13 protein-coding genes are annotated in these 13,840 nt (G+C 61.8%); 6 read left to right on the forward strand and 7 right to left on the reverse strand.

What is annotated here, in order from left to right:
- Window position 1 precedes the first annotated feature (1 nt).
- From HU218_RS13655 to xseA, 5 genes are all read right to left on the reverse strand, one after another.
- Window positions 2-1,381: a S41 family peptidase gene (locus HU218_RS13655; RefSeq protein WP_174875486.1), complete on the reverse strand. Its 1,380-nt coding sequence runs from the start codon at window positions 1,379-1,381 to the stop codon at window positions 2-4.
- A 30-nt stretch (window positions 1,382-1,411) separates the two neighbouring features.
- Window positions 1,412-2,722 carry a murein hydrolase activator EnvC family protein gene (locus HU218_RS13660; RefSeq protein WP_174875487.1) on the reverse strand — a complete coding sequence of 437 codons (1,311 nt, stop codon included), beginning with the start codon at window positions 2,720-2,722 and terminating at the stop codon, window positions 1,412-1,414.
- A complete protein-coding gene (gpmI, locus tag HU218_RS13665; protein ID WP_174875488.1) occupies window positions 2,719-4,245 on the reverse strand; it encodes a 2,3-bisphosphoglycerate-independent phosphoglycerate mutase in 1,527 nt (508 codons plus the stop codon). The genes HU218_RS13660 and gpmI overlap by 4 nt, the downstream gene beginning before the upstream one ends.
- A gap of 208 nt (window positions 4,246-4,453) precedes the next feature.
- Complete coding sequence (locus HU218_RS13670) at window positions 4,454-4,903, reverse strand: DUF4442 domain-containing protein (protein ID WP_174875489.1); 450 nt, start codon at window positions 4,901-4,903, stop codon at window positions 4,454-4,456.
- A 139-nt stretch (window positions 4,904-5,042) separates the two neighbouring features.
- On the reverse strand, window positions 5,043-6,398 hold the full coding sequence (gene xseA, locus HU218_RS13675; RefSeq protein WP_174875490.1) for an exodeoxyribonuclease VII large subunit: 1,356 nt from the start codon (window positions 6,396-6,398) through the stop codon (window positions 5,043-5,045).
- Between the two features lie 368 nt (window positions 6,399-6,766).
- Between xseA and HU218_RS13680 the strand changes: the two genes are divergently transcribed.
- The 6 genes from HU218_RS13680 to adk are packed head-to-tail and all read left to right on the forward strand — an operon-like array spanning window position 6,767 to window position 10,426.
- Window positions 6,767-7,378, forward strand: a complete 612-nt coding sequence (locus HU218_RS13680; protein ID WP_174875491.1) for a MotA/TolQ/ExbB proton channel family protein — start codon at window positions 6,767-6,769, stop codon at window positions 7,376-7,378.
- A gap of 2 nt (window positions 7,379-7,380) precedes the next feature.
- Entirely contained in the window at window positions 7,381-7,800 is a 420-nt protein-coding gene (locus HU218_RS13685) for an ExbD/TolR family protein (RefSeq protein ID WP_174875492.1), read from the forward strand.
- 38 nt (window positions 7,801-7,838) lie between these two features.
- Window positions 7,839-8,804, forward strand: coding sequence for a tetraacyldisaccharide 4'-kinase (gene lpxK / locus HU218_RS13690; protein ID WP_246211167.1), 966 nt, complete (start codon window positions 7,839-7,841; stop codon window positions 8,802-8,804).
- A complete protein-coding gene (locus tag HU218_RS13695) occupies window positions 8,794-8,976 on the forward strand; it encodes a Trm112 family protein (protein ID WP_017506910.1) in 183 nt (60 codons plus the stop codon). Before lpxK ends, HU218_RS13695 begins: the two co-directional genes overlap by 11 nt.
- Window positions 8,973-9,740: a 3-deoxy-manno-octulosonate cytidylyltransferase gene (kdsB, locus tag HU218_RS13700; protein ID WP_174875494.1), complete on the forward strand. Its 768-nt coding sequence runs from the start codon at window positions 8,973-8,975 to the stop codon at window positions 9,738-9,740. The genes HU218_RS13695 and kdsB overlap by 4 nt, the downstream gene beginning before the upstream one ends.
- Window positions 9,741-9,769: 29 nt before the next feature.
- A complete protein-coding gene (gene adk / locus HU218_RS13705; RefSeq protein ID WP_174875495.1) occupies window positions 9,770-10,426 on the forward strand; it encodes an adenylate kinase in 657 nt (218 codons plus the stop codon).
- A gap of 78 nt (window positions 10,427-10,504) precedes the next feature.
- Here adk and HU218_RS13710 read toward each other — a convergent pair whose 3' ends face one another.
- Together HU218_RS13710 and HU218_RS13715 are read right to left on the reverse strand one after the other, a co-directional pair.
- A complete protein-coding gene (locus HU218_RS13710) occupies window positions 10,505-12,118 on the reverse strand; it encodes a DUF3369 domain-containing protein (RefSeq protein ID WP_174875496.1) in 1,614 nt (537 codons plus the stop codon).
- Window positions 12,115-13,656, reverse strand: coding sequence for a sensor histidine kinase (locus HU218_RS13715; protein WP_174875497.1), 1,542 nt, complete (start codon window positions 13,654-13,656; stop codon window positions 12,115-12,117). Before HU218_RS13715 ends, HU218_RS13710 begins: the two co-directional genes overlap by 4 nt.
- Window positions 13,657-13,840: the final 184 nt, after the last annotated feature.

Genomic DNA, 13,840 nt, shown 5'->3' on the forward strand with positions numbered 1-13,840 from the left:
GTCAGGACGGGTTTTTCTTCAGCAGGATCTGCTGCACCTTGAGCACATTCAAGGCCTGCTCCAGTTGGCTGTCAACCGCTTTGGCGTTGCTGTCGCCCTCGCCATTCTTGGTTGCCGGCTTGGCTGCCGGGGCTGCTGCCGGCTTGCTGCTGGTCTTCGGTGCTTCGGCGTCGCCGTTCGGATTGCTCAGGTGCTTGTCCAGATCGGCCTCGCGGATGCGGAAGCTGTTGTCGCTGTTGTCCTCGGCGTTGATATCGGGGGTGATGCCCTTGGCCTGGATGGAGCGGCCGCTCGGGGTGAAGTAGCGTGCGGTGGTGAGCTTGATACCGCCATCATTGGACAGCGGCAGTACCGACTGTACCGAGCCCTTGCCGAAGGTCTGGGTACCGACGATCAGCGCCCGCTTGTGATCCTGCAGTGCGCCGGCGACGATTTCGGAGGCCGAGGCGGAGCCGCCGTTGACCAGCACCACCAGCGGTACCGATTTCAGCTCGGCCGGGCTCTTGGCGTAGTAGTCGCTGCCGCCGCGCAGATAGTATTTCGGGTTGGCGTACAGGCGCATCTGGGCATCCTGCACGCGGCCTTCGGTGTACACCACCAGTGCATCCTTGGGCAGGAAGGCGGCGGAAACACCTACCGCGCCATTGAGCAGGCCGCCCGGGTCGTCACGCAGGTCGAGCACCAGGCCATTGAGCGGGGTCTTGTTGTCCTTGTAAAGCTTGCCAAGCTCGGTGGCGAAGTTCTCTACCGTGTGATCCTGGAACTGCGACACGCGGATGTAACCGTAGCCCGGTTCCAGCAGGCGCGATTTCACGCTCTTGGTCTGGATGGTGGCGCGGGTCAGCGTCAGCACGATGGGCTTGGTTTCCGTCTTGCGGGCGATGGTCAGCGTGACCTTGGTATTGGGCAGGCCACGCATGCGCTTGACGGCGTCGTTGATGGACAGGCCGCGCACCGGGGTGTCGTCGATCTTGACGATGAAGTCGCCACTCTTGATGCCGGCTTTCTGCGCCGGGGTGTCTTCGATCGGCGACACCACTTTCACCAGCCCGTCTTCCATGCTGATCTCGATGCCGAGACCGACAAACTCGCCCTGGGTGCTTTCCTTGAAGTCCTTGAATTCCTTCGGATCGAAGTAGTCCGAGTGCGGATCGAGGCCGGACAGCATGCCGTGGATGGCATCGTTGATCAGTTTCTTGTCTTCAACCGGCTCGACGTAATCCTGTTTGATGCGCCCGAACACTTCGGCAAAGGTGCGCAGCTCGTTCAGCGGCAGCACGCTGTCGCCCTTGTCGGCGAAAGCCTGGATGCTGAGGGTGAGTGCGCCGCCGAGCAGGGCGCCGGTGGTCAGCAGAGTCAGCTTGCGGATGCGTGTATTCATATCGGGTTCTCGTCAGTTGCCTGCAAGCCGTCAGCGCGCCCACGAAAGCGGGTTGATCGGTCTGCCCAGGTAGCGTAATTCAAAATAAAGGCCGGTTTCGCCGCTTTCCATGCTGCCGGAGGTGCCCAGCACGTCGCCGCCGCGGATCGGGGCGCCATTACCGCGCACCATGGTGCCAAAGCCGGTATAGACGGTGAGATAACCACCGCCGTGATCGACAATCATCGCATTGCCGAAGCCGCGTAGCCAGTCTGCATAAACCACGGTGCCATCGGCCACCGCGCGTACCGGCGTGCCGGGGGCGGTGCGGATGTAAATGCCTTTCCAGCTGTTGCCTTCGCCGCGTCGGGCGCCGAAGCGGCCGGCAATTTCGCCGGACACCGGCAGCTTGAGCTTGCCCTGCAGGCTACGGAAAGCCTTGCCGGCAGCACTGCCGTCTACCACCTCATCCACGGTTTCGACTGGAGGCGGCGCTTTCGGTTCCGGCGGTGGCGCCTTGCCCTGTTTTTTCGCTTCCGCCACTTGCTGGCGGTGTTTTTCTGCGGCCAACCTGTTGGCTTCTTCGCGTGCCTTCTTGCGCTCGGCGGCCTTGCGCATGGCTTCCTGGCGGCGGCGCTCAATGTCGGCGTTGATGCGGGCGATCAGGCTGGACAGTTGTTTCTCGTCTTCCTTCAGCTGCTGCAGCTTGTCCTGCTGGGCGCGGATCGAGGCCTCCAGCTGGGTGGCCTGGGCCAGGTGCTGGTTCTTGGTGGCCTGCAGCTGGCGCTTTTCGCGCACCTTGTCGGCAGACAGCCGTCCCAGGCGCACCAGTTCATCCTCCAGCCGCTCTGCGGTGGCGACCAGCTGGATTTCCTGCTCGTGCAGCTTCTCGATCAGCTGTTGCTGCGCACGGGAGATATGGGTGTAGTAGGTGAGGTCGCGGCCCGCCTGGTTGGGGTCGGCCTGATTGAACATCAGCGCCATGGCGTCATGCTGGCCGCGCTTGTAGCTGCTTTGCAGCAGCTTGCCCACCCGCTGGCGGGTTTCCGCCACCTTGAAGCGGATGGCCTGCAGCTGTTGCTGGTACTGCTCCAGCTGACTGCTGGAGGTGTCTTTTTTCTGCTCCAGCGCGCTGAGTGCCTGGTGCGTTTGCGCCAGCGCCTGTTCCGATTCGGCAATCGCGCTGGCGGCCTGCTGGCGCACCGCCTCTTTCTTGGCGATGTCCTGCTGCAGGGTGGTTATCTGCTTGCGCACAGCCTGCAGATCCCGTTGCGGGGCAACGGGATCCGGCTGGGACTTGCCGGCGGCGACGGCAACGTTGGCCGCACTTGCCAGCAAGGTGATCAACAACAGCTTGTTCACTGGAACTCGATCAGCGATTGGCCGGTCATTTCGGCCGGTTGGTCCAGACCCATCATCGCCAGCAGGCTGGGGGCGATGTCGCGCAGCGCGCCGCCATCCTTGATGGCAGCTTTGCGGCCAACGTACAGGAACGGCACTTTTTCCAGCGTGTGCTGGGTGTGTGCCTGGTGGTGCAGTGCATCGTGCATCTGCTCGCAGTTGCCGTGGTCGGCGGTAATCAGCACTTCGCCACCGATGGACTGCATGGCGTCCACGCAGCGCTGCACGCAGCCGTCCAGCGTTTCCACTGCCTTGACCGCGGCGTCGAAGATGCCGGTGTGGCCGACCATGTCGCAGTTGGCGTAGTTGCAGATGATGGCGGCGTACTGGCGACTGTTGATCGCATCCACGATCTTGTCGGTGACTTCCGGCGCGCTCATTTCCGGCTGCAGATCGTAGGTGGCCACTTTCGGCGACGCCACCAGGATGCGGTCTTCGCCCGGATAGACCTGTTCTTCGCCACCGTTGAAGAAGTAGGTGACGTGCGGGTATTTCTCGGTCTCGGCAATGCGTAGCTGCTTGAGGCCCAGCTTGGACAGGTACTCGCCCAGACCGTTGCTGATTTTCTGCGGCGCGTAGGCCACCGGGTTGCTGTAGGCCTCGCCGTAGCTGGTCAGCGTCACGTACTGCGCAAACTTGGGCTGACGGGCACTGAAGCCATCGAAAGCCGGATCGGTCAGCGCGGTGGTGAGCTGGCGCGCGCGGTCGGCACGGAAGTTCATGAACACCACCACGTCGCCATCCTGCATCTTCAGCGGCTCGCCGATGACGGTGGCCTTGACGAATTCGTCGTTCTCGCCGCGTTCGTAGGCGGCGGCCAGCGCGGCTTCCGGCGTGGCGGCACTGAACTCGCCCTGGCCTTCCACCAGCGCGTTGTAGGCAGTAATCACCCGTTCCCAGCGCTTGTCGCGGTCCATTGCCCAGTAGCGGCCGCAGACGGTGGCCACGCGGGCGTGCGGGCAGTCGGCCAGTACCGCGGCCAGGCGTGCCAGATAGGTTTCGGCGCTGCGCGGCGGGGTGTCGCGGCCATCGAGGAAGGCGTGGATGGCGATGCGGCCAACCCCGGCGTCTTCCGCGGCACGGATCATGGCGAAAATATGGTTTTCGTGGCTGTGTACGCCGCCATCGGACATCAGCCCCATGATGTGCAGGGTGCTGCCCTGGGTCTTGGCGGTGGCGATGGCGCCGGCCAGTACCGGGTTCTGTGCGAAGCTGCCGTTTTCGATATCGCAATCGATGCGGCTGATGTCCTGCTGTACCACGCGGCCGGCACCGATATTCAGGTGGCCGACTTCGGAGTTGCCGAACTGGCCGGACGGCAGGCCGACGAAGCCTTCGGAGGCGTCGATCACACCATAGGCGTAGCGGGATTTCAGGGCATCGATATTGGGGGTGTTGGCGGCCAGGATGGCGTTGTCGTCGCCTTCCAGGCGATGGCCGAAACCGTCAAGAATCAGCAGAAGAACCGGCTTTACCGTACTCATGTCTTTTCCGTGCATGCAATGTCGTGGGTGGGGCAGCGCAGGTGCTGGCGGGCCCCGCAGAAGCGCAAGAACGGAATAGTACAGGCTGCGCCGTCACGGGGCGAGTGCCATACCAGCACCCAAGGCTGTGCGCACGATGGTATTGGATCGTGGCGTGGCTGTCAGGTGCGGCGGGGCGGGGTGTTGGTAGCCCGCCCGTTACGCGCCGCTAGCGGCCTTTTTTACGGCGGATGTACAGCGTCTTGTGCACCCGCGCCACCACTTCGCCATCGCGGTCGGTGATGTCCACGCAGAGTTCTGGCAGGTGCTTGCTGCCGTCGGCGGTGGCGGCGCGCGCCTGTTCCAGCCACTGCGGCTCCAGCTTGAAGTGTGCGGTCACGGTGCCGCGCCCCGGCTTGAGGTAATCGATGCTGCCGGCCTTGTCCCACACGATGTAATCCTTGCCCAGGTTTTTCAGTGTCATCAGCATGAAGAACGGGTCGGTCATCGAATACAGGCTGCCGCCGTAATGCACCCCGACGTAATTGCGGTTGGTCAGCCCCAGCCGCAGGCGGACTTCCACCTGCTGCCAGTCCGCACTGATGCGGCCAACCCGGATACCGGCGCCCAGAAACGGTGGCCACAGATTGAAAATGGTTTTGGCGAGGAGTGGGTGCATGGTGGTGTGAAACGATTGTTTGAATCGTTGCATCGTCGATAAAAGCGACGCCCCCGTCAAGCCTGGGCTGCCGGCAACATCCCCGACCCGCTGCACGCCGGGTGGAGACAACGTTGGCCGCAAGGTCTGCGGCCAACGTTCAGAACGGCAACTGGCTCTGGGTGCCGTGTTCCAGCTCCACCCGCGCGCGGGCGCTACCGTCGGCCAGTTGCAGGCGGATGGCTTCCCCTTCATGCAGTTCGGCGGGGGAGTGGATCACCTTGCCGGCCTCGTTCTGCACGATGGCGTAACCGCGGGCCAGTACCGCTTCCGGATTCATCGCCAGCAGTGTCGCCTCCAGTTTGCCCAGCGCCAGCTGCTGTTGCGCCAGCTGGCGATGGATCGTGGCTTGCAGCTGCTGCTGGCGCTGTTGTAACGCCTGCTGCAGCCGTGGCAACGCGGGTTTGCCTTGTGCCAGCCGGTAGCGCAGGCTATCCAGCCGCCATTGCCGTTGGCGCAGGATCTCCTGCAGGCGCTGGCGCAGCTGCAGCTGGTATTGCCCCAGCTTTTGCTGCTGCTGTTGCAGCTTGTCGCCCGGATGCTGCAGGCGGCGGCCAAGGTAATCCAGCTGCTGGGTCTTGTCGGTCAGCAGCCGCGACAGCGCGCGTTCCAGCTGGCGGCGGGTGAGGTCCAGCCCTTGCTGCAACGCCTCGCGGCTGGGCGAGACCATTTCTGCCGCCGCAGTCGGGGTCGGCGCGCGGCGATCGGCCACGAAGTCGGCGATGGTGAAGTCGGTCTCATGGCCGATGCCGCTGACCACCGGCAATTGGCTGGCGGCAATGGCGCGTGCCACCGCTTCATCGTTGAACGCCCACAGGTCCTCGATGCTGCCGCCGCCGCGACACACGATCAGCACGTCGACCTCGGCGCGGCGGTTGGCCGCATTGATCGCCGCCACGATCTGCGCCGGTGCGGTGCTGCCCTGTACCTGGCAGGGATAGAGAATCAGCTCGATGGCCGGCATGCGCCGGCGCAGGGTGGTGACCACATCGCGCAGCGCGGCGGCGGCCGGCGAGGTGACGATGCCGACCCGCTGCGGGCTGGGCGGTAGTGCTTGCTTGCGCTGATTGTCGAACAATCCTTCGGCTTCGAGTTTGGCTTTCAGGCGGGCAAAGGCTTCGTACAGCCGGCCCAGTCCGGCAGCGCGCAAGGTGTCGACATTGATCTGGTAATCACCGCGCGCCTCGTACAGGGTGACCGTGCCGCGCAGCTCGACCTGCATGCCCTCGCTGAGGCGAAAATCCAGCTGCGACAGCTTGTTACGGAACATCACGCAGCGGATCTGCGCATTGCTGTCTTTCAGCGAGAAGTAGCCGTGACCGGATGCCGCCAGGGTAAGGTTGGAAATCTCGCCGCCGATCCACATCGGCGGCAGGCCGGATTCCAGCAGGTCACGCGCCATGCGGTTAAGCGTGGCAACCGAGATGACATCGTTTTGGTTTGCGGAGAAAAACATGCTTGTCAAGTCATCCACAGCGGGTTATGGGCGAAAGAGTACGGCGATTGCATATCATGCATGTCGTGCGATATATGCATAAATAAAATCAAAAACCTTTAAAAACAACAGCTTGTGTTGATGGCGCAATTTGTGGGCATTCCAGCCGCAGGCTTGTTGCAGCAGGTTTTTTTGTCATTGCGGTGACTTCATCCACAGGGTTATCCACAGATTTTGTGGATGAACGGTAAAAGCGCTGAAAAAATCGATACTTAGGCGGGGAACTTAAATAGCATTCAAGAAGCATGATGCGCGGATCATGCGTGTTGCGCCAATGCAGCCTACCCGATAAAGTTTAGCGCTTGCCCAATAAAGGGAGAATCCCCATCGTGTTGTCTATCATCGAAGCCGCCGGTTGGCCGATCTGGACCATCATCCTCGCCTCTGTCATCTCCCTCACCATTACCCTGGAGCGTTTTTACAGCCTGCGGGCGCCGCTGGTGGTACCAAAAGGCCTGCTGGCCCAGTCCCTGCAGGAGTATCGCCGTGCCGGCGCCGCGCGTGACGCCATTGTTGAGTTGCAGCGCCATTCGCCGTTGGGCCGCCTGTTTGCCGCCGGTCTGCGCCAGGTAGGCAGCTCGCGCGAGGTAATGAAAGAGGCCATCGAAGACGAAGGCCGTATCGTCGCGCACCAGCTGGGCCGCTACCTCACCACGCTGGGCACCATTGCCGCCATGTCGCCGCTGCTCGGTCTGCTGGGCACCGTGATCGGCATGATCGAGATTTTCGGCTCGCAATCGCCGGCCGGTACCGACCCGCGGGTGCTGGCGCATGGTATCTCGGTGGCGCTGTACAACACGGCCTTCGGCCTGGTAGTGGCGATCCCGAGCATGATTTTCTACCGCCACTTCCGCGCCCGGGTGGATGATTTCCTGGTGGAAATGGAAGCGCAGGCGGTACGGCTGGTGGAAGCCATTCACGGCGACCGCCGCGGAGACTGAGCATGAATTTTCGCCGTCACGGCCATCGTGAAGAGCCGGAAATCAACTTCATCCCGCTGATCGACCTGCTGCTGGTGATCCTGATCTTCTTGATGGTCACCACCACTTACTCGCACTTCTCCGAACTGCAGGTGAATCTGCCGCAAGCCGAGGGCAAGGCCGAGGAGCAGAAGAACAGCCCGCTGCGGGTAGAGGTCAGCCAGCAGGGTCAATACCGTGTCAACGGCGTTGCGCCGGCGGCGATGACCGTCAGCGCGCTTACCGATCTGCTGAAGGCGCAGGCCAGCGGCAAGACCCAGCCGGTCGTCATCATCAATGCCGACGCCCTGGCTACGCACCAGGCGGTGGTGACGGTGATGGAGGCAGCGCGTTATGCCGGCCTGGCACAGCTGACGTTTGCCACCCAGATGGGACCGAAGTGAACCGGCTGGAGCAACACTGGTACCAGCCGCGCTGGTGGATGACAGCCCTTCTGGCCTTGCCCGAAGGGCTGTTTGCACTGTTGGCCGCAGTGCGCCGCAGGCTGTTCCGCTACGGCATCAAGCGCAGCCGGGCACTGCCGGTACCGGTGGTGGTGATCGGCAATATCAATGTCGGCGGCGTCGGCAAGACCCCGCTGACACTGGCATTGCTGCAGGCCTTTGCCGAGCGTGGCGTCAGGGTGGGGGTGATCAGCCGTGGCTATGGCGGCAGCCACCGCCAGCCGACCGAGGTTGGCCGCGATACCCCGGCCAGCCTGGTAGGGGACGAACCGCTGCTGTTGGCCGCTAGCGGCGCACCGGTGGTGGTGGGGCGCGATCGGGTGGCTGCCGGTGAACTGTTACTGGCGCATCATCCGGAAGTCGAATTGCTGCTCAGTGACGATGGGCTGCAACATTACGCCCTGCGTCGCACGCTGGAGATCGTGGTGGTGGATGGCGAGCGCGGGTTGGGTAACGGCCACCTGCTGCCGGCCGGCCCACTGCGTGAAAAGGCGGCGCGGCTGACGACGGTGGATGCCATCGTGGTCAACGGCGAGCACCGTACCGCTATCGACTGGCCGCCGCAGGTGCCGCTGTTTGCACAACGCCTGCAGCCTGGCCTGTTCCAGCACCTGGCGGGAGCCCAGCCACCGCGGCAGGCGGCCGATTTTTCCGGCTTGAAAGTGGTGGCGATGGCCGGTATCGGCAACCCGGAACGTTTCTTTGCCACCCTGCGCGGCATGGGGCTGGTGTTGCAGCGCACTATCGCACTGCCGGACCACCACGACTTTGTGGTGGCGGACATTCCGGACGATGCGGATGCGGTGATTGTGACCAGTAAGGACGCGGTGAAGTTGCAGTGCGTCAATCATGCTAGACTATGGTTCCTGCCGGTAACGGCACAGCTGCAGCCAGATTTGGCCGGCTGGATTTTGTCCCGATTGAAAGAACTCCATGGACGCTAAATTTCTCGAGATTCTGGTTTGCCCGTTGTGCAAGGGTCCACTACAGCTGGACAAGGCAAAGCAGGAACTGATCTGCAAGGGTGATCGTCTGGCCTACCCGATTCGCGATGGCATCCCGATGATGCTGGAGAGCGAGGCCCGCGAGCTGGCGCCCGAGGAAGAAGTGCAATGAACGGCTTCCTGGTGGTGATTCCGGCGCGGCTGTCGTCCAGCCGCCTGCCGGAAAAGCCGCTGGCCGACATCGGCGGCAAGCCGATGGTCGTACGCGTGGCAGAGCGAGCGCGCCTGTCTGCGGCCAACCGTGTGGTGGTCGCTACCGACCACCCGCGTATCGTGGCCGCCTGTGAGCAGTATGGCGTGGAAGTGGTACTGACCCGCGCCGATCATCCCAGCGGTACCGACCGTCTGGCCGAGGTGGCCAGCCTGCTGGCCCTGGCGGATGACACCGTGGTGGTGAACGTGCAGGGTGACGAGCCGCTGATCGAGCCGGCGCTGATCGATCGCCTGGCTGCGCTGCTGCAGGAAAGCCGCGCGCCGATGGCGACCCTGGCCCATGACATTCACAGTGCTGCCGACATGTTCAATCCGAACGTGGTCAAGGTGGCGCTGGACAAGCAGGGGCATGCGCTGTACTTCAGCCGTGCGCCCATTCCCTACGCACGCGATGCCTTTGCCACCAGCAAGGAATCGTTGCCGGCCGGTTTGCCGGTATATCGCCACATCGGCATGTACGCTTACCGCGCCAGCCTGCTGCACACCTATAGCCAGCTGGCACCCGCCCCCCTGGAGCAGTTCGAGGCGCTGGAGCAGTTACGCATGCTGTGGCATGGCCATGCCATTGCCGTGGAATGCGTCGCCGAAGCGCCTGCTGCCGGCGTGGATACCCCGGAAGATCTGGAACGGGTACGCGCCGTGGTGGCCGGATACACCGCATAGCACAACAATTAACTGAATGGGAGTAAACGATGAAGCTGATTCTGTTGGGCGCTCCGGGCGCAGGTAAAGGCACCCAGGCCAACTACATCAAGGAAAAATTCGGCATTCCGCAGATTTCCACCGGCGACATGCTGCGTGCCGCGGTCAAGGCTGGCACCCCGCTGGGCGTGGAAGCCAAGAAGATCATGGATGCCGGCGGCCTGGTGCGCGACGACATCATCATCGGCCTGGTGAAAGAGCGTATTGCCGAGGCTGATTGCGCCAACGGCTTCCTGTTCGATGGTTTCCCGCGCACCATTCCGCAGGCTGAAGCGATGAAGGAAGCCGGTGTGGACATCGACTTTGTGGTCGAGATCGACGTGCCGGACGAAACCATTATCGACCGCATGTCCGGCCGCCGCGTGCATGTGGCCTCCGGCCGTACCTACCACGTGAAATACAATCCGCCGAAGGTGGAAGGCGTGGATGACGTGACCGGCGAAGCGCTGGTACAGCGTGACGACGACAAGGCCGAAACCGTGAAGAAGCGCCTGGACGTGTACCACGAGCAGACCGAAGTGCTGGTTGGCTTCTACTCGCAAATGGCTGCCTCCGGCGACAGCAAGGCGCCGCAGTACGTGAAGGTTAATGGCGTGCAGGCAGTAGAAACCGTGCGTGACGAAGTGTTTGCCGCGCTGGGCGCCTGATACGCAGCCAGCAGGTAATAGAAAAGGGCGGGATTATCCCCGCCCTTTTTTCATGCTGCGGCCAACCCCGGCACGGGGTCAGTTGTTCTGTAACGGCCCCAGCAGTTGTGGTGGCAGCTTGTTGTGGTTGATCAATCGTTGCAAGGCTTGTACCACCTTGGGGTCGAACTGGGTATCGACGCGGCCGGCGATGTAGTCCATCACCTCCTGCAATGGCCATGGCTGTTTGTACGGCCGCTTGTGCAGCAGCGCATCGAACACATCCACTACCGCCACGATGCGGGCGGACAAGGGGATAGCCTGCCCCTGTAGCTGGTTGGGATAACCGCTGCCGTCAAAGTACTCGTGGTGACCGCCGGCAATCTCGGCGCCCAGCGACAGGTAGCTGGCGCCTTCCACCATCGCGCTGGCTTTGGACAGGATGCTGGCACCGATGCTGGCATGCTGTTCCATGATGATGCGTTCGTCCGGGTCCAGTTTGCCCGGTTTGAACAGGATGTGGTCAGGGGTGCCGACCTTGCCGACATCGTGCAGGATGCTGGCCATGCCGATCATGTCCATGAAGGCCGGCGTCAGCAATTCCGGATACGCGCCCATCTGCTGCAGTTCACCGGCAATGGCATCGCTCAGCTGCTGCACGCGCAGCACGTGATCGCCGGTATCGCTGTCGCGGAATTCCGCCAGATCCGCCAGGGCGACCACGGTGGCCTCCTGCGATTTGAGCAGCTGGGTGTAGAGATACAGGTTGTCGTAGGCGGATGAAATCCGCTGGCAGAACACTTCCAGCAGATCGCGCTCGACATCCTCCAGCGGCCACGGTGGCGAGAAGTGCACGACGAACTCGCGGCCGTTCTGCGAGGCGATATACAGCACGTCCACCGGATGACGATACAGGCTGTGCTTGGTCTGCAGGGTCTCGATAATGGCGGAGTGCAACTCTGGGTACAGCGGTGCCATTTCTTCGGCCGGGCGCCCCAGCAATGGCTCGAAGGCGCCGGTAGCCGCCAGGACCTCCAGGTTAGGCCGACTCTGGTTCTGCTGTTGCGTGTTTTCCATGCACAGCACGCCGTCGGAGCCGATGTCGAGGATGGCACTGATTTGCTTGAGTACGCCGGAAGCAAACTCTTTCAGCGACCGCAGCTGGTACAGGTCGGCGGCGCCTTCCAGAATCTTGGACAGACCCTGGCGGTTTTTCTCGATGGCCACCAGATTTTCGTAGGCGCGCAAGGAGGCAATCACGGTGGTGAACAGCTTCTGCACCGTCAGTTCGGTCTTGGTTTTGTAGTCATTGATATCGTAGTTGAGGATGACTTCCTGCTCCGGCGCCTGTCCTGGCTGGCCGGTACGCAACACGATGCGCGCCAGATGGTTGTGCAACTCCTCGCGGATGCGCTGCACCAGCAACAGGCCGGCATTGTCGGTTTCCATCACCACATCCAGCAGGATCAGTGCCACATCGTCATGCTGGCACAGCATGTCGAAGCCTTCCTGGGCGCTGTAGGCGCTCAGCAGCTGTAGCGGCCGCTCCTTGTATTGCATGTCCTTGATGGCCAGCCGGGTAGCGCTATGCACGTCCTTTTCATCGTCGATGATCAGGATTTTCCACGGCTTGCGTGCGGGGCAGGTCTCCTTCGCCGGCTCGTCATCATCGTCCAGCAGCCAGTCGTCGTTATTATTGTCAATGCTGCTCATGATTGCTCCTCATGCTTGGGTTCCGGGGCGCTGCAGGGCAGTACCATGCTAAACCGGGTCCCTTCTCCCGGAGTACTGGCCACATCAATCTTTCCACCCAGACGTTTGAACACGATGTTGAACACGATATGCAGGCCCAGACCGCTGCCGCCGCTACCGCGTTTGGTGGTGAAAAAAGGTTCGAAGATATGCACCATGTTTTCCGGTGCGATGCCCTTGCCATCATCGCTGATCACGAGCTGGACCTGCTTGTCGTTCTGCAGGCTGGCGTGAAGGCTGATGGTACCGGCCTGTTTATCATCATAGGCGTGCAATAGTGCATTCATCACCAGGTTGGTGACAACCTGCGAGAGCGCGCCAGGATAGCTGTCCATTTCCAGCTTGTCCGGGCAGTCGATGACGACCTGTACCTGGGTGCGACGCAACTTGGGACGCAGACTGGTGATGATTTCGTTGAGGTATTCGTTGAGCTCGAAAGTTCGCCGCGCCTCGCTGGTCTGATCGACCGCCACCTGCTTGAAGCTATGGATCAGGTTGGCCGCCCGTTCGGCGTTGGCAAGAATCAGGTCACTGGATTCCTGGGCATTGAGCAGGTAGTCCTGCAGGTCGCTTTTCTTGATCTGGCCGGAGCTGAACTGATTATTGATCTGTCCGGTGGCCAGCGACAGGTGCGATGCCGCGGTCAGGGTAATCCCCACCGGGGTGTTGATCTCGTGGGCCACGCCGGCCACCAGCGAGCCCAGAGAGGCCAGTTTTTCGGTCTTGATCAGCGAATCCTGGGTTTCCAGCAGCTGGCGGTAGGCGGATTCGGCGCGTTCTTTCTCTGCCACCGCTATGGTTTCGGCCTGCCGGCGCAGTCCCAGCTCGCTGCTGATCTTGTGGATGATGGCATTGACGCCGTGTACCAGTTCGGAAAACTCGCTGAAGCGAGCTTCCGGCAGTTGCAGGCTATCGCTGGTTTCCAGCGTGGCAGCCAGTTGCAACGCCCGCTGCAGCTGGTTGATCGGGGCAAACACATAGCTGCGCAACAGCAGGATCAGGATAAAGGAAATCATGACTGCGATCAGCAGCGCCTGAATGGCCTGGTGCATCACTTCCAGCGTGAGCTGTTCCTGGATTCTTGCCCGTGATAGATAGATTTTTACCGTGCCCAGGTTGTCATGCTGCTGGTAGATCACCGGCAGCTCCATGACCTCGTCGCTCACCGGATTGATATTGCGGTCCAGAAAGGCCGGATCACCATTGCTGTTGCGCTGGCGGCCAAGGTAGAGGCCGGCATCGCCTTCTACCCGTATCGCCACCACGGCAGGGGATTTCAGCTCGGCATCCAGGGTCAGACGGATGAATTCGTCATCCAGTTGCCACACCCCGTGGGGGAGGGACAGCGAAAGACGCTGCGCCAGACTCTCTTTCTGTTCAGCGTAATCATGCTCTTCGCTGGTTAGCGTGCCGCGATACGAGACATAGCCGGTGCCGCCCAGAACCAGCAGCAGAGCCAGCACAATCCAGATGATGAGTCGCGTCTTGATACTACGCATCGGGTCGCTTCCTAGCAGCGCAGACGGCCTAATCTTAATCTATCTACTTTGGAACTATGGGTAATTTCTGCCGCGGCTGTTACGCCCAGACGCGCATCTGCAACGCCGCGTTGCGGCAAGGGGTATTGAAATACACCGCGGCAGCCCTATTTTCAGCTCTGTCTTGTTTAACCTAAGCACATCC

Source organism: Vogesella oryzae, from assembly GCF_902829295.1.
Classification (GTDB): Bacteria; Pseudomonadota; Gammaproteobacteria; order Burkholderiales; family Chromobacteriaceae; genus Vogesella; species Vogesella oryzae.